Origin of the sequence: Devosia ginsengisoli (assembly GCF_007859655.1) — a bacterium.
Classification (GTDB): Bacteria; Pseudomonadota; Alphaproteobacteria; order Rhizobiales; family Devosiaceae; genus Devosia; species Devosia ginsengisoli.
Genome location: NZ_CP042304.1, coordinates 1,255,566 through 1,277,831, shown reverse-complemented (window position 1 = coordinate 1,277,831; position 22,266 = coordinate 1,255,566). Strand labels below are relative to the sequence as shown.

Genomic DNA, 22,266 nt, shown 5'->3' with positions numbered 1-22,266 from the left:
CACTCCTAGGCGGCGAAGCTGCGCGCGGCCTTGAGGCCGGCCAGCACGATTGCGGTGGCGTCCATGGGCTCGCCCCGGGCGCCGGCCATGGCCAGCACTTGCGCATAAAGCGCGCTCAGCGCCGGCGAGCCGATCAATGGCACAGGCTGGTCGCCGATCAAATGACGGTTGCTGCCGATTTCGGTGCCGACAAGCAATCCGGAGAGATAGCCCGCGCACCAGTCCGGCTGGCGGCCTGACAGGAGCGAACCGGCCCTCACCTGGAACAGCGTGCCCAGCAATTGCTCGGGGTGATCCAGCCCGGCCGCCGCGCCGGCCGCAAAACCTTCGGCCCGGCCCGGCCCATCGAGATCGCCGGTCAGCGAGTGGCGCAGCACCGAATGGGTGCGCAGCACTTCGAACATTTCCCCGGTCATCGCCGTCGAGAACTGCTCGATGCGGGTGCCCGACAATTGCGCCCATTTCGAATGCGTGCCGGGCATGCAGACCACGCCGGAAAAGCCCGGCGTCAGCGCTGCCAGGCCCAGCAACTGGGTTTCCTCGCCGCGCATCACATTGTCGGCGCCTGCCTTCTGGCACACGCCGGGCAGGATGGCGGGGGCGATGCGCGGATCGGGCATGGTCGGGCGCACGGCGCCATCCAGCAGGCCGCGCAAATCGGTCGGCGCTTCGAGATAGGGGGCTTCGAGCCACCCCTGGCGTGCGCCGGCCATGCCGCAGATCAGCACGTCGAGCGGCCCGCTGCGGGCAGGGGCCACATTATCCAGCAGTTCGTCCAGAGCGGCGGGAAATTCCTCCCGCGCCAGCTTTCCCATGCCCTTGGGCGAGGTTTTCTTGAACGTCACCGCGCCATTGGGGCCGATGCCCCAGGCGCGCAGGTTGGAGGTGCCCCAGTCCACGGCCACCCAGTCTACGATCTCACTCACGTATTTCCCTCATCGCGGCAGGCTCGACGCGGCGCGACCCTAAAGGCTGGCGGCCGTTTCAGCCAGCCCGATTCTGCGCTGCAGAACAGCCCGGATTATCAGCTCCGGTCCCCTCGTTTGGTAAGATTTTCAGGGCGTTGGGGAATATCGGGCGGTGTGCCGGCCATTTGTATGATTTTTTACTCGGAATCGCCTTCACTCTGGCGTAAGCCATGTTAGAACGGCTCCAAACGGCGGGCAGTGTCGCGCACCGCGGACCCGAGAGGAAAGATGAAATGACTGCAGGCAATGGCTCCGGCGAGGCGCCCAAAAAGTTGCGTTCGCGCGCCTGGTTCGACAATCCCGACAACCCTGATATGACCGCGCTCTATCTCGAGCGCTACATGAATTTCGGCGTGTCGCGCGAAGAGCTGCAGTCGGGCAAGCCGATCATCGGCATCGCCCAGACCGGGTCGGACCTTTCCCCCTGCAACCGCCACCATATCGTGCTGGCCGAGCGCGTGCGCGAAGGCATCCGCGAGGCAGGCGGTATCGCTATCGAATTTCCGGTCCATCCGATCCAGGAAACCGGCAAGCGCCCCACTGCCGGCCTCGACCGTAACCTGGCCTATCTCGGCCTGGTCGAAGTGCTCTACGGATACCCGCTCGATGGCGTCGTGCTCACCATCGGCTGCGACAAGACCACGCCGGCCATGCTGATGGGCGCGGCGACCGTCAATATCCCCGCCATCGCCCTTTCGGTCGGCCCCATGCTCAATGGCTGGCACAAGGGCGAGCGCACCGGCTCGGGCACCATCGTGTGGAAGGCGCGCCAGATGATGGCGGCCGGCGAGATCGACTATGCCCAGTTCATCGAGCTGGTGGCCTCCTCGGCCCCCTCGACCGGCTTCTGCAACACGATGGGCACGGCGTCGACGATGAATTCGTTGGCCGAGGCCTTGGGCATGCAATTGCCCGGCTCGGCCGCCATTCCCGCGCCCTACCGCGATCGCCAGGAAATGGCCTATCGCACCGGCAAGCGCATCGTCGACATGGTGCATGAGGACCTCAAGCCCTCCGACATCATGACCAAGGACAATTTCCTCAACGCCATCGTGGTCAATTCGGCCATTGGGGGCTCGACCAATGCGCCGATCCACATCAATGCCATTGCCCGCCATATCGGCGTCGAGCTCAATATCGACGACTGGCAGAAGCATGGTCACAAGGTGCCGCTGCTGGTGAACCTGCAGCCGGCCGGCGAATATCTGGGCGAGGACTTCTATCATGCCGGCGGCGTGCCGGCGGTGGTCAATGAACTGATGGGGCAGGGGCTGATCCGCGAGGGTGCGCCTACCGTCAACGGCAAGCCCATCGGTGAGAATTGCCGCGCCACCACCATCCAGGACGACAAGGTCATCCGCCATTTCGACAATCCGCTCAAGGCGGAAGCCGGATTCCTCGTGCTGCGCGGCAACCTCTTCGACAATGCCATCATGAAGACATCAGTGATCTCGTCCGAGTTCCGCGACCGCTACCTTGCCGATCCGGCCCATCCCGGCATGTTCGAGGGCAAGGCGGTGGTGTTCGACGGCCCCGAGGACTACCACCACCGCATCGACGATCCCTCGCTGGAGATTGACGAGAACACCTTGCTGTTCATGCGTGGCGCCGGCCCCATCGGCTATCCGGGCGCGGCCGAAGTGGTCAACATGCGGCCGCCGGCCTATCTCATCAAGAAGGGCATCCATTCGCTGGCCTGTATCGGCGATGGCCGCCAGTCCGGCACATCGGGCTCACCCTCCATCCTCAATGCCTCGCCCGAAGCCGCTGCCGGTGGCAATCTCGCTATCCTCAAGACCGGCGATCGCGTGCGCATCGACCTCAACAAGGGCCAGGCCAATATCCTCATCTCCGACGAGGAAATCGCCACGCGCCGTGCCGCGCTCGAAGCGGCGGGGGGCTACAAATTCCCCCGGCACCAGACGCCCTGGCAGGAAATCCAGCGCGGCATTGTCGGCCAGTTGGGCGACGGCGCCATTCTCGAGCCGGCCGAAAAATACCAGCGCATTGCCCAGACCAACGGCATTCCGCGCGACAATCACTGATCGCCAATAATCGAGAAGGGCCCGTACCATTGGTGCGGGCCCTTTGCTTTGGGCCGCCGTAACCGGATCGGCCTCTATGCTATAGACACAGCAGATATTCGGGGACCACGCCATGACAGAGCCAACGCACGACGCGCAAACCGGCCCCATTGCAAGCTGCCATTGCGGTGCGGTGAACATCGTCCTGCCGCATGCGCCCAGTGTGGTGGTCGAATGCAATTGCAGCCTGTGTCGCCGCTATGGTGTGCTCTGGGTCTATTATGATGCGGCCGAACTCAGCAGCCTGCCCGAGCCCGGCGTCACCGACCGCTATGCCTGGAATGGCAAGCATGTGGATTTTCACCGCTGCAGCAATTGCGGCTGCGTTACCCATTGGGCGCCGCGTTCCGCTAGCCGCACCACGCGCGGCATCAATGCGCGCCTGCTGCCCGAAGCCGTGGTTTCCGCGGCCCGTTTGCGGCACAAGGATGGTGCCGGTTCGGGCAAGTATCTGGATTAGAAGCACTCAGGCGCATGATTTTCACCGAGCCCCGCGATCCCAGATTGATCACTGTTCGTCGCGGCGGCACGCTGAGCGACCGCGACCACCGGCTACTTGCCGTATGGGCCGCCACCTGCGCCGAGCATGTCTTCCCAATCTTCGAGGCGGCCTTGCGGGGCGATGATCGCCTGAAACACGCCATTGCCCAAAATCATGCCTGGACGCGCGGCGAGATTACCATGCGCCAGGCCCTCAAGGCCGCCGCCGCCCGCTCTGCGGCCCGCGATGTCTCCGGCGCGGCGAAATTTGCCGCTTATGCCACCGCCCAGGCCGTGGCTGTCGCCCATGTGCCGGCCCATGAGCTGGGTGCGGCAGCCTATGCGATAAGGGCAGTGCAGGCGGCGACCAGCGAGACCGGGCGCGAAGTAGCCGGCCGCCGGGAATGTCGATGGCAGCGCGAACAGTTGCCGGACGAAATCCGCGATCTGGTGCTGGACGACCAGCGGCTGCGCAATCACGCCTGCTGGTTTGTGTTCGACTGCTGATGACGTTCCCGGAGGGTGAGATCATTCTGGAGATGGACGCGCTTCGTGCGGTGGCCGCCTATGCGGCCGAAAACGCCGGCGCCGTGCTCGCCATTTTCGAGCAGGCCGCACCGTCGGATATCCGCCCGCGCGACGCAGTGGATGCGGCGCTGCGCTTTGCGCGCGGTGGCAAGCGGGTGAAAGCCCTGCGCGATGCCTCCTGGGCTGCGCTCAAGGCGGCGCAGGAGACGGAAAATGCTGCGGCAAGCCAGGCGGCACGGGCCGCTATGGCGGCTTCCGCGGCGGCCTATCTGCATCCGTTACCCAATGCCACCCAGGTCAAACACATTCTTGGCGCAACGGCCCATGCAGCAAGAGCCGTCGAGCTTGGGGCCGGCGATGACCCTGCTGTCGGCGACGCCCATATCCAGCGCGCCACGCAACAAATGCCCCCTGATGTCCTGAGCGTGCTTCGCCGGTTTCCTCCGGCACCGCCGGGCGGTGGTCGTGTCGGCCAGTTGCTGCGCGCACTCGACACGGCGCTTCGCACCACGCCCTAGGGCCGGTCGGTACTCGGCACGGGACCAATCAGCGCCCCGCTCCAGTCGGGTCATTCCCGCGAAAGCGGGAACCCCTGTTTTCTCCGAGCGGCCCGAACCGCATGATCACCGGTTCCTTACGGTGCCGGCAAACTCCGGCCAAATCCCGAGCAAAAAAAACCACCGCGAAAATCGCGGTGGTCCTTGTGCGAGCGGCGCCGAAGCGCGCTCGTCATCTGTGCCTGAAGCCTAGAGCAGGGTCAGGTTGGTCGCCGATTCCTTGCCGTCGCGGCCGGTCTCGAGCTCGTAGGTCACCTTGTCGTTCTCATACAGGCCCTGCAGGCCCGAACGCTGAACGGCGGAGATGTGGACGAAGGCATCCTTGCCGCCATTTTCAGGCGAAATGAAGCCGAAGCCCTTGGTGGTGTTGAAGAATTTCACGGTGCCAGTGATGAGGGCCATGATAGTTTCCTTTTGCTCTTAACGAGCGGTTATCCGATGGCAACATGCCAAGGGGACATAACGTTCGCATGGTAGAGAAGGAAGCCACGGACCGGACAGGCCGGCGTCAGGCAGCCGACTTAGGCTGAAAACGTATACCCCTATGTGGCACGGAAACGGCCATTCCGCAAGATGTTCGCTACTAAGAGTTTGCGAACACTGCGCTTTGCCCGTCCTGACCCCATTGCGGCCCACCGAATACTTGCCGGCAAAACGCCAGGCGATCCGGCCGTTTCAGGCCCCGCCGCCAGTGGGCGGTGCGCCCGCCGACCGGCTTCTCCCCTGCAATCAGTATTTGCGCAGCAGACCGACGAGACGCCCCTGGACCTTGACGCGGTCAGGGGGAAAGATGCGGGTTTCATAGGCCGGGTTGGCGGCTTCCAGCGCCACCGTATTTCCCTTGCGGCGCAAGCGCTTGAGGGTAGCTTCCTCATCATCCACGAGAGCAACGATAATCTCGCCGGTGCTGGCGGCGTCCTGCTTCTTGATGAGCACGGTGTCGCCATCGAAAATACCGGCATCGATCATCGAGTCACCACGCACTTCGAGCGCAAAATGCTCGCCCGCGCCCAGCATTTCGGGCGGCACCATGATGGTGTGGGAATGGGTCTGGATCGCCTCGATCGGCGTACCCGCCGCGATGCGGCCCATGACCGGGATGGAGATCGGCCGCACATAATCCTCGGTCGCCGAAATGCGCGACGGGGGCGAGGCCACCTTGCCCAGATTGCCCTCGATGACCGAAGGCTCGAAGCGCACCTTGCGGCCGCCAAGGGAGGGGTTCATCGAATCCGGGAGCTTGACCACTTCCAGCGCGCGCGCCCGATTGGGCAGGCGGCGGATGAAGCCGCGTTCCTCGAGCGCCGTGATCAGGCGATGAATGCCCGATTTGGATGCCAGGTCGAGCGCATCCTTCATCTCATCGAACGAAGGCGGAATGCCGCTTTCCTTCATCCGTTCGTGGATGAACATCAGCAGCTCGTGTTGTTTGCGCGTCAGCATGGGGCCCCTCGGGGAGAGAATCGGAACATAGGCAGAACGACTATACGTGTTCCAGTTATGTTCTGCAATACTCGCTGCAATAGTGCAGATCAGGCCGCCGATATGCCCTGGATTTGCGGCAATTGTACCTGCAGGGCTTCCAGTTCGCTTTCGCTGACCACGCGATTGCGGCCGGCATGCTTGGCCGCATAGAGGCACCGGTCGGCGCGCTCGATAAGCATGCTGACCGTATCGCCGGGCTGATAGGCGGCCACGCCGAAGGAGGCGGTGATGCGGCCTAGCTTTTCATTGGTCGAGCGCTTCAGCAGTTCCTTGGCCTGGATGGCGCGGCGAATATTCTCCGCTACGATCACTGCGCCCTCGATATCGGTCGAGGGCAGGATGGCGACGAATTCCTCCCCGCCATAGCGGGCTGCCAGGTCCTTGCCCTTGATGTTGGACTTGAGCGTCATCGCCACCAGCCGCAACACCTGGTCGCCGGTCTGGTGGCCATAGGTATCATTGAAATTCTTGAAATGATCGATATCGACGATCATCAAGCAGAGCGGCGTGCCGTTTTCCCTTGCCTCGGCGATGGCCGCTTCCATGCCTTCGTCGAAGCTCTTGCGATTGGCGATCTTGGTCAGCGGATCAAGCAGGGATTCGCGCCTGACGTCGTCGAGGTCGCGCTGCAGCGAGGCGATGTCGTCGCGCGAGGCTTCCAGCTTCTGCTCGAGGGCGCGGTTGGTGTCCTGCATGCGCCGCGTTTCGGACAGCAGCCGCTCGGCCAGCGTCTTCATCGCCTCGGGCGAAATATCGCGTTCCAGATCCCCGCTGGCCGATTGCAGCGAGCCGGAATAGGCGTTCGCCGTGGTCATGGCAGTGTCGATGGCCTCATGAACCGCCTCGATGCGCGCATGCATGCGCTCCGAGACGTTGGACATGCGGTCATTGACGTCGGATTTGAGGAATTCGTTGTAGAGCGCTTCGGCAAGATTGGCCGACGGGGAATCGCCATTGCGGAAAATGGCGTTGATCCGGTTGTTCAGCGTCGGGTTGACGCCCGTCGCGTAAGTATAGAGCAGCTCATAAAATTGCGGATAGGGCGGTATGCTGCTGCGCTTGAGCAGGTCAAATGCCGAGTTCGCGTAACCGAGCGCGCGTTTGAATTCCTGTTCCGACACAGCTTCCCTCGCGCATGGTTGCGCCGGACCTGGCCGCGTCCTGAATCCCCTGCGGCCGAGTCATCAATAATGAATATCGCGCCAGTATTAATGAAGACAACTATGCCGCCGCAATAAAACGGCTGCTTGCACAATGAAATAAGATCAAATTAGCTGGCGGCGCGGGTTGGTCGCAGCAAAAATGCCGGAATCGGACCGTCATTGCCAAAGGGCGAGTTGCCGGCGCCCGTATCCGAATCGGGCTGTTCGGCTTCCGGGCGCTGCCGGCCGCGACCACGCGCGGGGCGCTGGGCGTTGCGTTCCGGCTTTGCCGCCGGTTCGGGCGTGGTCTCTTCCGTCTCGACCGGCGCAGCCTTGGCGGCGGGGCGGGTCCGGGGCGCGGGTGCTGCCGTTTCGGCAGTGGCCTCGGCTTCGGCGCGGGTGCGCGGGCCGCCGCGGCGCGAACGGGCCGGCCGGGCAGGGCGCTCTGCACCATCTTCGGCCGGAGCGGCGGCTTGCGCCGTCTTGCCACCGGTTTCGAGATAGTCGATCGGCTTCTGGATCAGCTTGAGGATGGCGTCGAGATGCTTGCCATCGGCCGGCGCCACCAGCGTATAGGCGACGCCCGAACGACCGGCCCGGCCGGTGCGGCCGATGCGGTGCACATAGTCTTCGGCATGCACGGGCACGTCGAAGTTGAACACGTGGCTCACCGCGGGAATATCGAGCCCGCGTGCCGCCACGTCGCTGGCGACCAGCAGCGTCAACCGGTTGTTCTTGAACGCATCGAGCGTTTCCATGCGGCTCTTCTGGTCCATGTCGCCATGCAGCGCGCCGGCCGAAAAGCCGTGGCGCTCCAGCGAACGGGCGAGGGTCGCTACGTCGCGCTTGCGATTGCAGAAGATGATGGCGTTGGTCAGGCCCTCGGCCGCGCGGATACGATCGCGCAGAGCGGCCCGCTTTTCCTCGGGCTTGGAGCCGACCTTGACCAGCTTCTGGTCGATCGTGTCGGCCGTGGAAGCGGCGCGGGACACCTGCACATGCACGGGGTCCTTGAGGAATTTCTTGGTCAGCTTCTCGATCTGGCTGTCCATCGTCGCCGAAAACAGCATGGTCTGCCGGCGCGGCGGCAGGCGCGACACAATCTTTTCGATATCGTCGATGAAGCCCATGTCGAGCATGCGGTCGGCTTCGTCGATGACGAGGATTTCAACGCCGGTCAGCAGGATCTTGCCGCGATCGAACTGGTCGAGCAAGCGACCGGGCGTGGCGATCAGCACATCGACGCCGCGATCGAGCTTCTTGTTCTGGTCCTCAAAGCTCACGCCGCCGATGATCAGCGCCATCGAAACGCGATGGTTCTTGCCATATTTCTCGAAATTCTCGGAAACCTGCGCCGCGAGCTCGCGCGTCGGTTCGAGAATGAGCGTGCGGGGCATGCGGGCGCGGGCGCGGCCATTTTCCAGCAGGTGCAGCATGGGCAGCACGAAGGATGCCGTCTTGCCGGTGCCCGTCTGGGCGATGCCGATGACGTCCTTTTTCTGCAGGACATGGGGGATGGCCTGCGCCTGGATTTCGGTCGGCTTGGTGTAGCCGGCAGCAGTGACCGCGTCGGTTACTTTGGTGGACAGGCCCAGCCCGGAAAAATCATCAGTCAATCAGGTAATTCCACTCAGATATGTGGCCCGGGGCCAGGTCCAGTCCGAGACATTCGAACGGTGCGCCGGGGTCTTCAGCCGTGAACTGGAAAATTATGCGACGCGTTCACGACTGGATGGCCACCGAACGGGATTGCAGCAAGTGCAGATACGGAGTGGCCCTGAGGCAGTTTTTTGGCAGAGGCGGGTGATGCCGTGATGACAAACCGTCCAGCCGGAAATGCTCCAGCGGCGCGGACCATAGCGCAAAGGCCTTGCCTGTCAACGGTTTTGCGGGCGTTAGTCTTAATTGGGGCCACTTCACTCTCAGGGGAGGAGTGGCCTCTTGTTCGTGACGCGCAAAACGCGATCGTCACCCTCGGGCTTGACCCGACGGTGTTGCACTTGCTGAACGTCCGTAAGTATAGAGCCCTCGGGTCAAGCCCGAGGGTGACGATCTGCGAATGTATTCCGACCTGTCCGAGCGGGTTCACCCAAAGGCACGGATGCTGTGGCTAAACATCCAGATCCGTCACAAACGCGGCATTCTCCTGGATGAAGTCGAACCGCGCCTCGGGTTTCGTCCCCATCAGCCGGTCGACGCTGATCCGCGTCGCGTCCAGATCGTCCCGCACCTTCACCTGAAGCAGGGTCCGTGATTTGGGCGACATGGTGGTTTCGCGCAGATGCGCGAAGGGCATTTCGCCCAGGCCCTTGAAGCGGGTCATGTCCACCTTGCCCTTGCCGGTGAATTCGGTTTCCATCAATTCATTCTTGTGGGCGTCGTCGCGGGCATAGAGCGTCTTGCCGCCCTGGCTGATGCGATAGAGCGGTGGCAGGGCCAGATAAAGGTGCCCCGCATCGATCAGCTTGGGCATTTCCTGGAAGAAGAAGGTGATCAGCAGCGAAGCGATATGGGCGCCGTCGACATCGGCATCGGTCATCACGATGATCTTGTCGTAACGCAGGTCTTCTTCGCGATAGCGGTCCCGCGTGCCGCAGCCCAAAGCCTGGATGAGGTCGGAGATGAGCTGGCTGGCATGCATCTTCTCCCGGCTAGCCCCGGCGACGTTGAGGATCTTGCCGCGCAGCGGCAGCACCGCCTGGTTGGCGCGGTTGCGCGCCTGCTTGGCCGAGCCACCGGCCGAGTCGCCTTCCACGATGAACAGCTCCGCGCCTTGCGCCGCTGTCTGCGTGCAGTCGGCCAGCTTGCCGGGCAGACGCAGCTTGCGCGTGGCGCTGGCGCGGTCGATTTCCTTTTCCTTGCGGCGGCGCAGCCGTTCCTCGGCGCGCTCGATGGCCCAGTCCAGCAGTTTGCCGGCCTGGTTGGGCGAGGCAGCCAGCCAGTGGTCGAACGCATCGCGCAGGGCGGTATCGACAATGCGCGTGGCTTCACCCGAGGCCAGCTTGTCCTTGGTCTGGCCGACGAATTCGGGCTCGCGCACGAAGACGGAGAGCATGGCGCTGCAATGGGCGAAGACATCATCGGCGGTGAGGATGGCTGCGCCCTTGTTCTTGGTCAGCTCGGCATAATTCTTGAGGCCGCGGAGCAGGGCGGTGCGCAGGCCCGCTTCATGCGTGCCGCCATCGGGTGTCGGCACGGTGTTGCAATAGGATTGCACGCCACCATCGCCGAGCGTCCAGGCGACGGCCCATTCCACCGCTCCGTGGCTGCCCGCCTTGCCGTGAACACCGGCGAACAGCTCGTCGACAATGCGCGTCTCGCCCTCGATACGCGCCGTCATGAAGTCCTTGAGACCATTGGGATAGTGGAACACCGCCTTGGCCGGCGCGTCCTCGGTCACCAGGGACTCGTCGCAGCTCCAGCGCAGCTCGACGCCCGCGAAAAGATACGCCTTGGCCCGCGTCATGCGGAACAGGCGGGCGGCAGAAAAGTGCGCGTGGTCGCCGAAGATCTGCGGATCGGGATGGAAGCGGGTGGTCACGCCGCGCCGGTTCTGCACCCGGCCCAGGGTTTCGATCTCGCCCAGCGGCTTGCCGCGCGAAAAGGCCAGCCGGTACAATTGCTGCTCGCGCGCCACTTCGACCACGAGGCTGTCCGAGAGCGCATTGACCACCGAGACGCCGACGCCATGCAGGCCACCGGAGGTCTCATAGGCCTTGGAGTCGAACTTGCCGCCGGCATGGAGCACGGTATGGACGATTTCCAGCGTCGAGCGACCGGGATATTTCGGGTGGTTCTCGACCGGGATGCCGCGCCCATTGTCGGAAACGGTGATGAACCCGTCCTCGCCCAGATGCACTTCGATGCGGGTGGCGTGGCCGGCAATGGCCTCGTCCATGGAATTGTCGATGACTTCGGCAAACAGGTGGTGCAGCGCATTGGCGTCGGTGCCGCCGATATACATGCCGGGGCGGCGGCGCACCGGCTCCAGCCCTTCCAGCACCTCGATATCGGCAGCCGAATACGAGCCCGGCGCAGCGGCGCCGGCCTTGGCTGCCGGCTTGGCCGGTTCAGGCTGGATATTGCGGCGATCGGGTTCGTCCCCGCCGCCGAAAAGGTCTTCTGCTTGCGACATGCACATTCCATATTCGTGCCCGAATCAGGCAATTCCGCCTTTTAGCATATCCCAGCCGCGTGCCGCGCCATGCCGGAACCACTTGCCGCCATGGGCTTTGTCCACAAAGCTGAACGCCAGATGAACGGCCGGTTCCGGCTGGGTTCAAGCCCGGTCCGGCACGCTGGCAGATTGCATCAATGACACGGAGGCCGTCATGACCAAGTCCATCGCCATCGCCCTGGCGGCGCTGCTGCTCGGCACCAGCGTCACCTTGCCTGTCCAGGCCCAGTCCGCCGGCTTCGGCATCTTCTTCGGCGACGAGGAATCCGACTTCTTCCCCGAGCGCATTACCTGCATGAGCGGCTATGAGGTCCGCCGGGCCGTCGCCGATCGCGGCTATACCAACGTCTATCTCAATGTCATGACAGACAAACATGTCGAAGTGCGGGCCACGCGCGGCGACTGGGTCTATCTGCTCGACTTCAACTATTGCACCGGCCGCATCGAAGACCGCACCCAGCTACGCCCGGCGGGGTAGGCCAGTAGACCTCATGGTGAGCCCGTCGAACCACGAGGTCGTGGCACATGGGCCTCCACTCGCCCGACCTCGCCCATCGACACGCTCAGGGTGAGGCCTCGGGTAGGGCCTTGCCCCAGATCCATACAAACCCGTCCCAAGATCGGGCGCCGGATTTACGTTCCGTTTGCTTCTTGAAAGCACTTTCTTAAAGGCGCGCTGCTAGAACCATCCCATACGGTTTTTGTCTGGAGTTGCCGTATGCGAACCGACCGGGATCCTCGTTCTGCGTACCAGGTCTCTGCTGGTTCGGTTGCCTCAGGTGTTTGGCCGCAAGCCGGGTTTTCAGGTATTGCGTACCGGCTGGCCAAGCTCACCGCCCCGCGTTCCGGGGTTCTCGCGCTGGTCGCGGCCATGTTCTACCTGCTTTGATCGAACGCCGTTGAGACCTTATGGTGAGCTTGTCGAACCACGAGGTCGGGCAAGCGGTGTGTTTGCCCCGAGTTGATTTCCGTCATCCGCGCAGCTATTCATTCGCCATCACCACGCCAACCGAGGGAGGGCGCCATGACTTTGCAGTTCGAGCACCGCTCCCGTGGCCCTGTCCACGCCCTGTGGCACCAGCTACAGGGCTGACCGGTACTGGTACGGACGTTCCCCTCTGTCTTTCCATTCTGGTTTGCCCTTCGTGGCGGTTCTTGACCGCCTGACAGGATTTTGGCGCTTCCTCGCGCCGCACCAGTGAGACAAGACAATGGGCTCCATCAGCCTCCGCAATGCCGGCCTCGTGGCCTCTGAAACCCTCTTTTCCAACCTCAATTTCGTCATCGGCGATGGCGACCGGGTCGGCCTCGTTGCCGGCAATGGCCGCGGCAAGACCACGCTGCTGCGTGCCATGGCCGGGCAGGGGGAACTGACCACAGGCGATATCGTGCGCTCGCGCGGCCTCACCGTTGGCTATGTCGAGCAGGACATGCCTGCCGCCAGCATGGGCCTCACCCTTTACGACGCCGTGCTCGAGGCCCTGCCGCCTGTTGATCGCGACACCGACAGTTGGCGCGTCGACGTAGTGCTCGACGAGTTCGAAACGCCCGATGCCATGCGCAACCGCAAGCTGACCGAACTCAGTGGCGGCTGGCAGCGTATCGCCCTTATCGCCCGCTGCTGGGTGCTGCAGCCCGATGCTCTGCTGCTGGACGAGCCCACCAACCATCTCGATCTCGGCAAGCTGTTCCAGCTTGAAAACTGGATCAACCAGGCAGCCCGCAACATTCCTGTCGTCATCGCCAGCCACGACCGGCAATTCCTCGACGCCACCACCAATCGCACCCTGTTCCTGCGGCCCGATGCCAGTCACTATTTCGCTCTGCCCTACAGCAAGGCCCGGCTCGCGCTGGCCGAAGCCGACGAGGCTGCCGAGGCGAAGCGCGAAAAGGACCTCAAGGAGGTCAGTCGCCTCCGCAAGCAGGCGGCCAAGCTCACCAATATCGGCATCAATTCAGGCAGCGACCTGCTGACCGTGAAGTCGAAATACCTGCGCGAGCGCGCCGAGAAGATCGAAAGCGCCGTGCTCTCCCTCCATAAGGAGCGCAGCGGCGACATAAGGCTGGGCAATAGCGGCGCGCAGGCCAAGGTCATGCTGGCCATCGAGAATGTCGATGTCACCACTCCCGTCGGCGACAAGCTGTTCCGCATCGACAAGCTGCATATCTTCCAGGGCGACCGGCTGGTCATCCTGGGCCGCAACGGCACCGGCAAGTCCCAGTTCATCGGCCTCGTCCATCGCGCCATGGCGGGTGCGGAGACGCCGGGCATCCGTGTCAGCCCGCAGGTCGTGCCCGGCTATGTCGATCAGGCCATGAGCTTCCTGCCGGCGAAAGAATCCCCGCTGGGCTACATTACCGGCCGCTTCGACCAGGGCGACCAGCGCAGCAAGAGCCTGCTGGCCGCCGCCGGCTTTGCCGTCGAGAAGCAGGATCGGCCGATCGCCGAATTGTCCTTCGGCCAACGCGCCCGGCTGGGCCTGCTCGCCATTCGCCTGCTCGAGCCCAATTTCTACCTGCTCGACGAGCCGACCAACCATGTGGACATTCCGGGGCAGGAGCGGCTGGAGGATGAAATCCTCACCCATGGCGCCACCTGCATATTGGTGTCGCATGACCGCAGTTTCGTGCGCGGGCTGGGCAGCCGGTTCCTCGTGATCGAAAACAGGCGCCTGCGCGAAGTAGACAGTCCTGAAGCCCATTTTGCCGACATGGCGGCCGAACGCGGATGATGCGTTCAGGCAATACGTGCGCGATCGAAACAAAACATCACAAGTAAAACCGGGTGAATATTCCGAATACCAGCACGTACGTAAATTGTTTAGATATTTCTACTATGATTGCTTGCCTGTGCTGGAGAACGAAAAGTGCAAGAGGCAGTAGTTTCGGCTAGGCCGGGGCGGCACGACGACGTCAGGTATATCGGCGCGCTCAACGGCTGCTACACACTATCGGAAAGACGCGACACAGATGGAGTGGCGCCGGTCTATGCTTGCCGGCTCTGCTCGATTTCACCGCACCAGGCCGTACTGGTGGCGCCTGTCATCGGCAGGGTGGGCGAGGCCGTGGCGGCCCATTTCAAGGATTTCGGGCTGTTGCGCACGCGGGTTGCCCGCGAAATGACAACCGGTTTCGCCCTGGATATCGACCTCGATGACGAGGGACGGGACAAGTTGGCGGCGAAAATTCGCTGGCGGAAGCAGAACGCCACAAGCCATGCGCCGGACAAGCGCGAATATCCCCGCATCTTGCCGCGGCTGCCGCGGAGCGTATTGACCCTGGCCGATGGCAAGCACCTGCCGTGTTTCGTCATCGACATTTCCCGGTCGGGGGCGGCCATTTCCGCTTCGGTCCTGCCCGGATGCGGCACGCCCCTGGCGGTGGGCAGCATGATCGGCCGGGTCGTGCGGCGCCTCGATATCGGGTTTGCCGTGGCGTTCACGGAAATCTACCCGCAGGACCAGCTTGAGGAGCGCCTGTCCGCGCCGCCCTCTGAAATCCCGGCTGCGTAGGGTCCCGCTAACCATGCGATGAGTTGATCGAAGCCGCTCGCGGCAAGCGATCAAACTCACAGGTAAATTTGGAGAAGTCCTTAAGGACTCGCCCCTATCGTTTTCTTCCGATTAGGAACGAATGGGACGAGGGCCCCATGTTTCAAGGCGTCGACGGCGATAATGCGCCGTCACGGTCACATTTCGATTGGCACGATGTCCGGTTTATCGGCGCCGTGGCGGGACGCTATGCGCTGTCGGATCGCCGTGTCGGCGACGATGGCAAAGTGTCCGTCTATGCCTGCCGGCTCTGCTCGATATCGACGCGGCTGGCGGTGGTGGTCGGTCCGGTGACCGGCCGCGAGGGCGATTCGGTGACCGCCCATTTCGATGAATTCGGCATCCTGCGTGGCAGGATCAGCCGCAAGCTGCCATCGGGCTTCGTCATGGATCTGCAGCTCAACGATGTCGAGCGCAACAAGCTGGGCGGCAAGATCATCTGGCAGAAGAAGCGTGTGCATGAGCAGGTTCCGGACAAGCGGGAGCACAAGCGCATCCTGCCGCGCGACCCGCGCACGCTGCTCACGCTCGGCGACGGCAGCCAGATTCCGTGCTTCGTCATCAATATCTCGCAATCCGGCGTGGCCGTTTCCGCCGATATCTGGCCAGGCCTCGGCACCCCCATGGCCGTCGGCAAGCTCGTCGGCCGCGTCGTGCGCTATCTCGATGTCGGCTTCGCCCTGCAATTCATCGCCCTGCAGGCCTTCGACCAGCTCGAAATGCTGATGGCGCCGCCGGTCGAATAAGCCGTAACCCAAAACAAAAGGGCCCCTCTCGGGGCCCTTTCCCATTCATACCGTCAGCCTCAGGCCGAATAGTACATTTCGTATTCGACCGGATGCGGGGTCTGTTCGAACTTGATGACCTCAGTCATCTTCAGCTCGATGTAGCTGTCGATCTGGTCCTTGTCGAATACGCCGCCGGCCAGCAGGAAATCGTGGTCGGCTTCGAGGGCCGCCAGGGCCTCGCGCAGCGAGCCGCAGACATGGGGGATCTGCATCAGTTCCTGGCGCGGCAGCTCGTACAGATCCTTGTCCATCGGGTCGCCGGGGTGGATCTTGTTCTTGATGCCGTCGAGACCGGCCATCAGCATGGCCGAGAAGGCCAGGTAGGGGTTGGCCAGCGGATCGGGGAAGCGGATTTCGATGCGCTTGGACTTCGGCGACTGGCCGAAGGGAATGCGGCACGAGGCCGAGCGGTTGCGGGCCGAATAGGCCAGCAGCACGGGGGCTTCGAAGCCCGGCACCAGACGCTTATAGCTGTTGGTGGTGGGGTTGGAGAAGGCGTTGATGGCTTTGGCGTGCTTGATGATGCCGCCGATATAGTAGAGCGCATCCATGCTCAGGCCGGCATACTGGTCGCCGGCGAACAGCGGCTTGCCGTCCTTCCAGATCGACTGGTGGCAATGCATGCCCGAGCCGTTATCGCCGAAGATCGGCTTGGGCATGAAGGTCACCGTCTTGCCATAGGCATTGGCGACCTGGTGGATGACATACTTGTAGATCTGCACGTCGTCGGCGGCCTTGATCATCGGCGCGAACTTGATGCCGAGTTCATGCTGGGCCGAAGCCACTTCGTGGTGGTGCTTTTCCACGACCACGCCCATATCGGCCATGGCCGCCAGCATTTCGCCGCGGATATCCTGCGCGCTATCCAGCGGCGGCACCGGGAAATAGCCCTTCTTGAGACCGATATGGTGGCCGTTATTGCCGGCCTCATAAGCGGTGTCGTTGTTGGACGGCAGCTCGGGATGGTCGACCTCGAAGCCCACCTTGAATGGAGTGTTGGAATACTTCACGTCGTCGAACATGAAGAATTCGGGCTCGGCGCCGAACACGACCGTGTCGCCGATGCCCGTCGACTTGAGGTAGGCCTCGGCCTTCTTGGCCGTGGTGCGCGGGTCGCGGCTATAGGGCTGGTAGGTTAGCGGCTCGAGAATGTCGCAGTTCACCACCAGCGTCGAAGCGCCGAAGAAGGGGTCCATATAGGCCGATGCCGGATCGGGCATCAGCACCATGTCGCTTTCGTTGATGGCCTTCCAGCCACCGATCGAGGAGCCGTCGAACATGGTGCCTTCTTCGAACAGGTCTTCGTCGACGATGGAAACGTCGAGGGTGACATGCTGCAGCTTGCCGCGCGGGTCGGTGAAGCGCAGGTCGAGATACTTGATGTTCTCGTCCTTGATGCGCTTGAGGAGGTCAGCTCCGGTGGTCATTAGGTATTCCCCTGTCTAAACGGAATGTTTTGGGTTGTAGTCACAGCGAGCCATGCCCGGAGCGGGATGCCCCTAGAGCGCGTCGTCGCCGAATTCTCCTGTACGGATACGGATGGCCTGCTCGATCGGATAGACGAAAATCTTGCCGTCGCCGATGCGGCCGGTTTGCGCAGCGTTGCGAATGGCCTCGATGGCCTTGTCTGCCAGTTCGTCGGGGCACACGACCTCGACCTTCACCTTGGGCAGGAAGTCCACGACATATTCAGCGCCGCGATAGAGTTCGGTATGGCCCTTCTGGCGTCCGAAGCCCTTGGCCTCGGTCACCGTGATGCCTTGCAGCCCGACCTCCTGAAGTGCCTCTTTGACTTCGTCCAGCTTGAACGGCTTTACGATAGCCTCGATCTTTTTCATGTGTGCCTCCAAGTGTCGTATGCGAGTACCGCAAGCCCGTATGCACGGCCTGTGCCAGCCTGCCAGCAAGACAAAAATGCCTGTATGACGAAAGACTTACAGCAATAGCCTGATGTGCTGGACTGCGCCGGATAGACAGGTAGTGTCCAAAACGTCGGCAGGATGCACAAGTTTTGTGCAATCGTCCAGCCAAGGCGATAGGGCGATGGGCGAAGTGGTGCTTATGTCGTCACTCGCACGCGCCGGAGGCAGCGGGCGCCCATAATCCGCGCAAGTGCCGCACGTCCTGTGGTTTTCGCCATTCCCGGCAAATCCCCACTCTAGGCTTTGACGGGCTTTCCATCTTCATATAGATGCAACGCCAACCCGGCCAACGGGTCCTTTTGCGGGTGTGGCGGAACTGGTAGACGCACTGGATTTAGGTTCCAGCGCCGCAAGGCGTGGAGGTTCGAGTCCTCTCACCCGCACCACCCTGGGGATCTGGCCCTCACGCGATCAATGAATACGGGACAAAACCGAATGCAGGTTACCGAAACCCTCAATGAAGGCCTGAAGCGCAAGCTGAGCGTCACTATTCCGGCCGCCGCCCTCAATGAGCGCCTTGGCGCCAAGCTCGAAGAGCTCAAGGGCCAGGCCAACATCAAGGGCTTCCGTCCCGGCAAGGTGCCGCTGGCCCATATCAAGAAGATGTTCGGTCGTTCGGCCATGTCCGAAGTCATGACCGACGCCATCAATTCCACCGTTTCGGACACGCTAGACGAGCGCAAGGAACGCGCTGCGGCCCAGCCCAAGGTCGATCTGCCCGAGGATCAGGCCGTCATCAATGACGTGCTCGACGGCAAGGCCGACCTGGCTTTTGACGTCGAATATGAAGTCCTGCCGCCCGTTACGCTGATGAAGCTCGACGGCATCAAGCTCGACCGCCCCGTCATCGACATCACCGACGAGGAAGTCACCGCCGAAGTGAACCGCGTCTTCGCGCAGAACCGCGGCTATACCGACAAGGGTGATGAGGGCGTCGTCGAGACCGGCGACCGTCTCGGCCTCAGCTTCGTCGGCAAGATCAAGGGCAAGCCCTTCGATGGCGGCACCTCCGATCACGCCCACCTCACCGTCGGCGCCGGCGAATTCATCCCGGGCTTCGAAGAGCAGCTTGTCGGCATGAAGAAGGGCGAGACCCGCGAGATCGACGTGACCTTCCCCAAGGATTACCAGAGCGACGAGCTGGCCGGTAAGAAGGCCCAGTTCGAAGTCACCATCCTGCATGTCGATGGCCCGAACCAGGGCGAACTGGACGACGAATTCGCCCAGCGCCTCGGCGTCGAGAACGTCGAAGCCATGCGCGCCGCCGTCAAGACGCAGATGGAAGCCGCTCTCGCCTCGATGAGCCGCCAGCACATGAAGCGCCAGATTCTCGATGCGCTCGATGATGGCCACAAGTTCGACGTTCCGGCCCAGCTGGTCGATGCCGAATTCAACACGATCTGGCAGCGCGTCGAGCACGAAGTACAGAGCCACGGCCGGAGCTTCGAGGATGAGGGTACGACCGAGGAAGCCGCACGCGAGCAGTATCGCACGATTGCCGAGCGCCGCGTGCGCCTGGGCCTCGTGGTTGCCGAAATCGGCAACCAGAACGAAGTCGAGGTCACCGAGGAAGAGCACCAGCAGGCGCTCATCGCCGAAGTGCGCCGCTTCCCCGGCCAGGAACAGCAGGTCTACGACTACTACCGCAAGAACCCGCAGGCCCTTGCCGGCCTCCGTGCTCCGGTCTTCGAGAACAAGGTCGTCGATTTCGTCTCCGAAAAGGGCGACATCACCGACAAGAAGATGACCCGCGCCGAACTGGCCAAGCTGATCCAGGCCGACGAGGACGAGGTTCCCGAAGAGCACCACCACTAAGGTGCTCTGACGCATCAAATTCAAAGCCGCCCAGAAATGGGCGGCTTTTTGTTTTGATCCTGTGGCACCGTCCATCCCACCCACGGTGTCACCCCGGCCTTGAGCCGGGGCCCATCCTGAGCGATCGCCACGGCCGCAAGGTGGTGGAATGAACCACAAAATCTCAGGATGAATCCCGGCTCAAGGCCGGGATGACATCGAGAGTGTGGTAGGGTCGAAACCAACACATCATCGGACGTCCCATGACTATCGCCCCCGCCGATATCCTGCTGACCCCGCACCAGATGGCTGAAGCCGACCAGCTTGCCATGCAAGCCGGCGTCAAGTCGCTCAAGCTCATGGAGGCTGCCGGCAAGGCCGTGGCCGAAGCCATCATTGAGCGCTACTACCAGCGTTCCGTGCTGGTCCTGTGTGGTCCCGGCAATAATGGCGGCGACGGCTTCGTGGTGGCCCGCCTGCTCAAGCAGAAGGGCTGGCCCGTCCAGCTCCGCCTCATCGGCGCCCGCGACGCCCTCAGGGGCGATGCCGCTGCCATGGCCGGACAGTGGTCCGGCCGGATCGAGGCCCCCACCGGCAAGGATATTGACGATGCCGATCTCATCGTCGATGCGCTGCTCGGTGCCGGGCTCGACCGCGATGTCGAAGGCGATTTCGCCGCCATCATCGAAGCGGTCAATGCCAACAGCCGGCCCGTGGTCAGCATCGACATGCCCAGCGGCATCCATGGCGCTACCGGCGCGGTGCGTGGTACGGCCGTCATTGCCGACATGACCGTCAGCTTCTTCCGCCTCAAGCCCGGCCACCTGCTGCTGCCCGGCCGCGACTGCTGTGGCGAAGTGGTGCTGGCCGAGATCGGCATTCCCGAAACCGTCCTCGATTCCATTGCCGCCTCTGCCTGGCAGAATACGCCCAATCTCTGGTCCATTCCCGTTGCCGGCAATGAGGGCAACAAGTTCGATCGCGGCCATGTCGTGGCTGTCTCGGGCGGTCCGCTGCAGACCGGCGCGGCGCGCCTCGCAGCCATGGCGGCGTTCCGCGTCGGGGCAGGGGTGGTCTCGCTGGCCGGCGCGGAAGACGCCCTCGCGATTCATGCCGCCCATGTCACTGCCATCATGCTCAAGCCCGCCGCAGATAGTGCCGCACTGGCCGAACTACTGGCCGACAAGCGCATCAATGCCGTCGTCATCGGCCCGGCCGCCGGCATCGGCGAAACGACCCGCAACAGCGTCCTCGCTGTGCTCGCATCCGGTGCCGCCGCCGTCCTCGATGCCGATGCCCTCACCAGCTTTGCCGGCCATGCCGATGCGCTCGCCACCGCCATCAAGGCCAATGCCCGTCCCGTGGTCCTGACCCCGCATGAAGGCGAATTCCAGCGCCTGTTCGGCGACGTGCCTGGCGGCAAGCTGGAAAAGGCCCGTGCCGCCGCCGAGCATTCCGGCGCCATTATCGTTCTCAAGGGCAGCGACACCGTCATCGCCAGCCCCGATGGTCGCGTCGCCATCAATGCCAATGCCCCCGCCTGGCTCGGCACGGCCGGTTCCGGCGACGTGCTGGCCGGCATGATCGCCGGATTGATGGGGCAGGGCATGTCGGGCTGGGAAGCCGCCTGCGCCGCGGTCTGGCTCCATGCCGAAGCCGCCAATCGCTTCGGCGGCCCCGGCCTGATCAGCGAGGATTTGCCCCTGCTGGTGCCGGGCGTCTTGGCGAGCTTGTAAATCCGTCGATCCGTGTGAAAAAAATAGTCGAGCCGGTGAATGGCCACTCGTCGAGGTGGTGTTCAACCATGGAGAGTGACGATGAAATTCCTCTGTCTTGTCTATTTCGGCCCCGGCGCTTTTGCCGGGCTCACCCCCGACCAGATGCGTGCGGTGGGCGATGCCACCATCGAGCATGATCACAAGCTGCGCCAGTCCGGCCACCTGCTCATCGCCTCGCCCCTTGAAGATGTTGAGACGGGCGTCGGGATCGACCGGCGCCGGTTGAAGATGTCGCTCATCGATGGCCCCTATGCCGAGACCAAGGAGGTCGTGGGCGGCTTCCTGCTGCTCGAGGCGCGGGACATGGAAGAGGCCGTGGCCCTGTTCGACGACGATCCCATCGCCGCCCATTGCCGCCTCGAAATCCGGCCGCTGGTCGAGGATCATCGCCACAGCGAAACCGGCCAGGCCCGCCCCGAACTCCGCCTGTCCTAGCTCGGCCGCAGCATTCCCGGGCGGGGCGCGACGCTCCGCCCGGACAAAATCATGCCGAAAAGACTTGGCAAGCCCGTCCCGATGATGTCTTGAAGGCACAAGCAGCGACTGAGGATTGCATAAAGTGAGCGAGCTGACCCTGGCCCAGGCCATCGACAATATCTATGCCTCGATCAAGGCCGATAACGAGGACCTCGATACCCATATCGCCGCCCTCAAGGCCGCCATGGCCCGCGAAGGCGCCAAGGAAGCCGTGTTCGAGCCGGCAAAGCTGGCCCAGTCCAACCGCCAGGGCCGCAAGCTGATGCAGGCCTATTTCCGCAAGAAGGGCGTGGCGGTAGGCTTCTCGGCCTGATCGGGCAGGGGCGTGTTCACCCTTCCCGCCGACGCCTATTGAAGCGCGCCCCATTGCCGCCTATCTGTGCCTTTACCCGCTCTTAAGGCGGCATAGTCTGCAATCGGCCGTCGCGCCGATTCGATTTTCCAGCATGATCCCCGGACCCCCGATGTCCGCGTTCGGGAAGGGATCGTGTTCCAACTACTAATCTGCCAGCCCGGTCCGCGACCCGGCACGGCA

Annotated in this window: 20 protein-coding genes and 1 tRNA gene; 13 read left to right on the top strand and 8 right to left on the bottom strand. The window is 63.0% G+C overall.

The genetic code is table 11. The features are described 5' to 3' along the window. Positions 1-5: 5 nt before the first annotated feature. Positions 6-926, bottom strand: a complete 921-nt coding sequence (locus tag FPZ08_RS06190; protein ID WP_146289170.1) for a 2-dehydro-3-deoxygalactonokinase — start codon at positions 924-926, stop codon at positions 6-8. Between the two features lie 275 nt (positions 927-1,201). Here FPZ08_RS06190 and FPZ08_RS06185 point away from each other — a divergent pair, with 275 nt between their 5' ends. From FPZ08_RS06185 to FPZ08_RS06170, 4 genes are all read left to right on the top strand, one after another. After that, the gene (locus tag FPZ08_RS06185) at positions 1,202-3,013 is read left to right on the top strand and encodes an IlvD/Edd family dehydratase (RefSeq protein WP_146289169.1); all 1,812 of its coding nucleotides are present in this window, start codon (positions 1,202-1,204) and stop codon (positions 3,011-3,013) included. A 112-nt stretch (positions 3,014-3,125) separates the two neighbouring features. After that, positions 3,126-3,512: a GFA family protein gene (locus FPZ08_RS06180; RefSeq protein WP_146289168.1), complete on the top strand. Its 387-nt coding sequence runs from the start codon at positions 3,126-3,128 to the stop codon at positions 3,510-3,512. A 44-nt stretch (positions 3,513-3,556) separates the two neighbouring features. Continuing rightward, the gene (locus FPZ08_RS06175; RefSeq protein WP_210246863.1) at positions 3,557-4,039 is read left to right on the top strand and encodes a putative immunity protein; all 483 of its coding nucleotides are present in this window, start codon (positions 3,557-3,559) and stop codon (positions 4,037-4,039) included. After that, positions 4,039-4,578 carry a putative immunity protein gene (locus FPZ08_RS06170; protein ID WP_146289166.1) on the top strand — a complete coding sequence of 180 codons (540 nt, stop codon included), beginning with the start codon at positions 4,039-4,041 and terminating at the stop codon, positions 4,576-4,578. The genes FPZ08_RS06175 and FPZ08_RS06170 overlap by 1 nt, the downstream gene beginning before the upstream one ends. A 228-nt stretch (positions 4,579-4,806) precedes the next feature. On the opposite strand, the gene FPZ08_RS06165 is transcribed toward FPZ08_RS06170, so the two are convergent. The 5 genes from FPZ08_RS06165 to parE all read right to left on the bottom strand — a co-directional run bounded on the left by FPZ08_RS06165 (position 4,807) and on the right by parE (position 11,379). After that, the gene (locus FPZ08_RS06165) at positions 4,807-5,019 is read right to left on the bottom strand and encodes a cold-shock protein (RefSeq protein ID WP_056230464.1); all 213 of its coding nucleotides are present in this window, start codon (positions 5,017-5,019) and stop codon (positions 4,807-4,809) included. A gap of 327 nt (positions 5,020-5,346) precedes the next feature. Beyond that, positions 5,347-6,060: a transcriptional repressor LexA gene (gene lexA, locus FPZ08_RS06160; RefSeq protein ID WP_146289165.1), complete on the bottom strand. Its 714-nt coding sequence runs from the start codon at positions 6,058-6,060 to the stop codon at positions 5,347-5,349. A gap of 89 nt (positions 6,061-6,149) precedes the next feature. Beyond that, positions 6,150-7,223, bottom strand: coding sequence for a GGDEF domain-containing protein (locus tag FPZ08_RS06155; RefSeq protein ID WP_146289164.1), 1,074 nt, complete (start codon positions 7,221-7,223; stop codon positions 6,150-6,152). Positions 7,224-7,372: 149 nt separating this feature from the next. Continuing rightward, a complete protein-coding gene (locus FPZ08_RS06150; protein WP_146289163.1) occupies positions 7,373-8,860 on the bottom strand; it encodes a DEAD/DEAH box helicase in 1,488 nt (495 codons plus the stop codon). Positions 8,861-9,354: 494 nt separating this feature from the next. Beyond that, positions 9,355-11,379, bottom strand: coding sequence for a DNA topoisomerase IV subunit B (parE, locus tag FPZ08_RS06145; protein ID WP_146289162.1), 2,025 nt, complete (start codon positions 11,377-11,379; stop codon positions 9,355-9,357). A 196-nt stretch (positions 11,380-11,575) separates the two neighbouring features. Here parE and FPZ08_RS06140 point away from each other — a divergent pair, with 196 nt between their 5' ends. From FPZ08_RS06140 to FPZ08_RS06125, 4 genes are all read left to right on the top strand, one after another. Then, positions 11,576-11,899, top strand: a complete 324-nt coding sequence (locus FPZ08_RS06140; protein WP_146289161.1) for a hypothetical protein — start codon at positions 11,576-11,578, stop codon at positions 11,897-11,899. A 733-nt stretch (positions 11,900-12,632) separates the two neighbouring features. Then, the gene (locus FPZ08_RS06135; RefSeq protein ID WP_146289160.1) at positions 12,633-14,153 is read left to right on the top strand and encodes an ABC-F family ATP-binding cassette domain-containing protein; all 1,521 of its coding nucleotides are present in this window, start codon (positions 12,633-12,635) and stop codon (positions 14,151-14,153) included. A 135-nt stretch (positions 14,154-14,288) separates the two neighbouring features. After that, positions 14,289-14,933 carry a PilZ domain-containing protein gene (locus tag FPZ08_RS06130; RefSeq protein WP_146289159.1) on the top strand — a complete coding sequence of 215 codons (645 nt, stop codon included), beginning with the start codon at positions 14,289-14,291 and terminating at the stop codon, positions 14,931-14,933. 137 nt (positions 14,934-15,070) lie between these two features. Beyond that, a complete protein-coding gene (locus FPZ08_RS06125; protein WP_146289158.1) occupies positions 15,071-15,718 on the top strand; it encodes a PilZ domain-containing protein in 648 nt (215 codons plus the stop codon). Between the two features lie 59 nt (positions 15,719-15,777). Here FPZ08_RS06125 and glnA read toward each other — a convergent pair whose 3' ends face one another. Both glnA and FPZ08_RS06115 read right to left on the bottom strand, forming a co-directional pair. Then, a complete protein-coding gene (gene glnA, locus FPZ08_RS06120; protein ID WP_146289157.1) occupies positions 15,778-17,187 on the bottom strand; it encodes a type I glutamate--ammonia ligase in 1,410 nt (469 codons plus the stop codon). A 72-nt stretch (positions 17,188-17,259) separates the two neighbouring features. Next, positions 17,260-17,598: a P-II family nitrogen regulator gene (locus FPZ08_RS06115; protein WP_146289156.1), complete on the bottom strand. Its 339-nt coding sequence runs from the start codon at positions 17,596-17,598 to the stop codon at positions 17,260-17,262. A 385-nt stretch (positions 17,599-17,983) separates the two neighbouring features. Here FPZ08_RS06115 and FPZ08_RS06110 point away from each other — a divergent pair. The 5 genes from FPZ08_RS06110 (at position 17,984) to FPZ08_RS06090 (ending at position 22,044) form a co-directional block, all read left to right on the top strand. After that, positions 17,984-18,068, top strand: a tRNA-Leu gene (locus FPZ08_RS06110). Between the two features lie 49 nt (positions 18,069-18,117). After that, positions 18,118-19,497, top strand: coding sequence for a trigger factor (tig, locus tag FPZ08_RS06105; RefSeq protein WP_146289155.1), 1,380 nt, complete (start codon positions 18,118-18,120; stop codon positions 19,495-19,497). Between the two features lie 242 nt (positions 19,498-19,739). After that, positions 19,740-21,212: an NAD(P)H-hydrate epimerase gene (locus tag FPZ08_RS06100; RefSeq protein WP_146289154.1), complete on the top strand. Its 1,473-nt coding sequence runs from the start codon at positions 19,740-19,742 to the stop codon at positions 21,210-21,212. An 81-nt stretch (positions 21,213-21,293) separates the two neighbouring features. Next, positions 21,294-21,689, top strand: a complete 396-nt coding sequence (locus FPZ08_RS06095; RefSeq protein WP_186767225.1) for a YciI family protein — start codon at positions 21,294-21,296, stop codon at positions 21,687-21,689. A gap of 124 nt (positions 21,690-21,813) precedes the next feature. Continuing rightward, positions 21,814-22,044, top strand: a complete 231-nt coding sequence (locus tag FPZ08_RS06090; RefSeq protein WP_146289152.1) for a hypothetical protein — start codon at positions 21,814-21,816, stop codon at positions 22,042-22,044. The last annotated feature ends 222 nt before the right edge of the window (positions 22,045-22,266 follow it).

Bases quoted from the DNA above. Each gene is read 5' to 3' on its own strand.
- FPZ08_RS06185 (WP_146289169.1), top strand. From the start codon at position 1,202: ATGACTGCAGGCAATGGCTCCGGCGAGGCGCCCAAAAAGTTGCGTTCG.
- FPZ08_RS06180 (WP_146289168.1), top strand. From the start codon at position 3,126: ATGACAGAGCCAACGCACGACGCGCAAACCGGCCCCATTGCAAGCTGC.
- FPZ08_RS06170 (WP_146289166.1), top strand. From the start codon at position 4,039: ATGACGTTCCCGGAGGGTGAGATCATTCTGGAGATGGACGCGCTTCGT.
- FPZ08_RS06165 (WP_056230464.1), bottom strand. From the start codon at position 5,019: ATGGCCCTCATCACTGGCACCGTGAAATTCTTCAACACCACCAAGGGC.
- lexA (WP_146289165.1), bottom strand. From the start codon at position 6,060: ATGCTGACGCGCAAACAACACGAGCTGCTGATGTTCATCCACGAACGG.
- parE (WP_146289162.1), bottom strand. From the start codon at position 11,379: ATGTCGCAAGCAGAAGACCTTTTCGGCGGCGGGGACGAACCCGATCGC.
- FPZ08_RS06140 (WP_146289161.1), top strand. From the start codon at position 11,576: ATGACCAAGTCCATCGCCATCGCCCTGGCGGCGCTGCTGCTCGGCACC.
- FPZ08_RS06135 (WP_146289160.1), top strand. From the start codon at position 12,633: ATGGGCTCCATCAGCCTCCGCAATGCCGGCCTCGTGGCCTCTGAAACC.
- FPZ08_RS06125 (WP_146289158.1), top strand. From the start codon at position 15,071: ATGTTTCAAGGCGTCGACGGCGATAATGCGCCGTCACGGTCACATTTC.
- glnA (WP_146289157.1), bottom strand. From the start codon at position 17,187: ATGACCACCGGAGCTGACCTCCTCAAGCGCATCAAGGACGAGAACATC.
- FPZ08_RS06115 (WP_146289156.1), bottom strand. From the start codon at position 17,598: ATGAAAAAGATCGAGGCTATCGTAAAGCCGTTCAAGCTGGACGAAGTC.
- tig (WP_146289155.1), top strand. From the start codon at position 18,118: ATGCAGGTTACCGAAACCCTCAATGAAGGCCTGAAGCGCAAGCTGAGC.
- FPZ08_RS06100 (WP_146289154.1), top strand. From the start codon at position 19,740: ATGACTATCGCCCCCGCCGATATCCTGCTGACCCCGCACCAGATGGCT.
- FPZ08_RS06095 (WP_186767225.1), top strand. From the start codon at position 21,294: ATGAAATTCCTCTGTCTTGTCTATTTCGGCCCCGGCGCTTTTGCCGGG.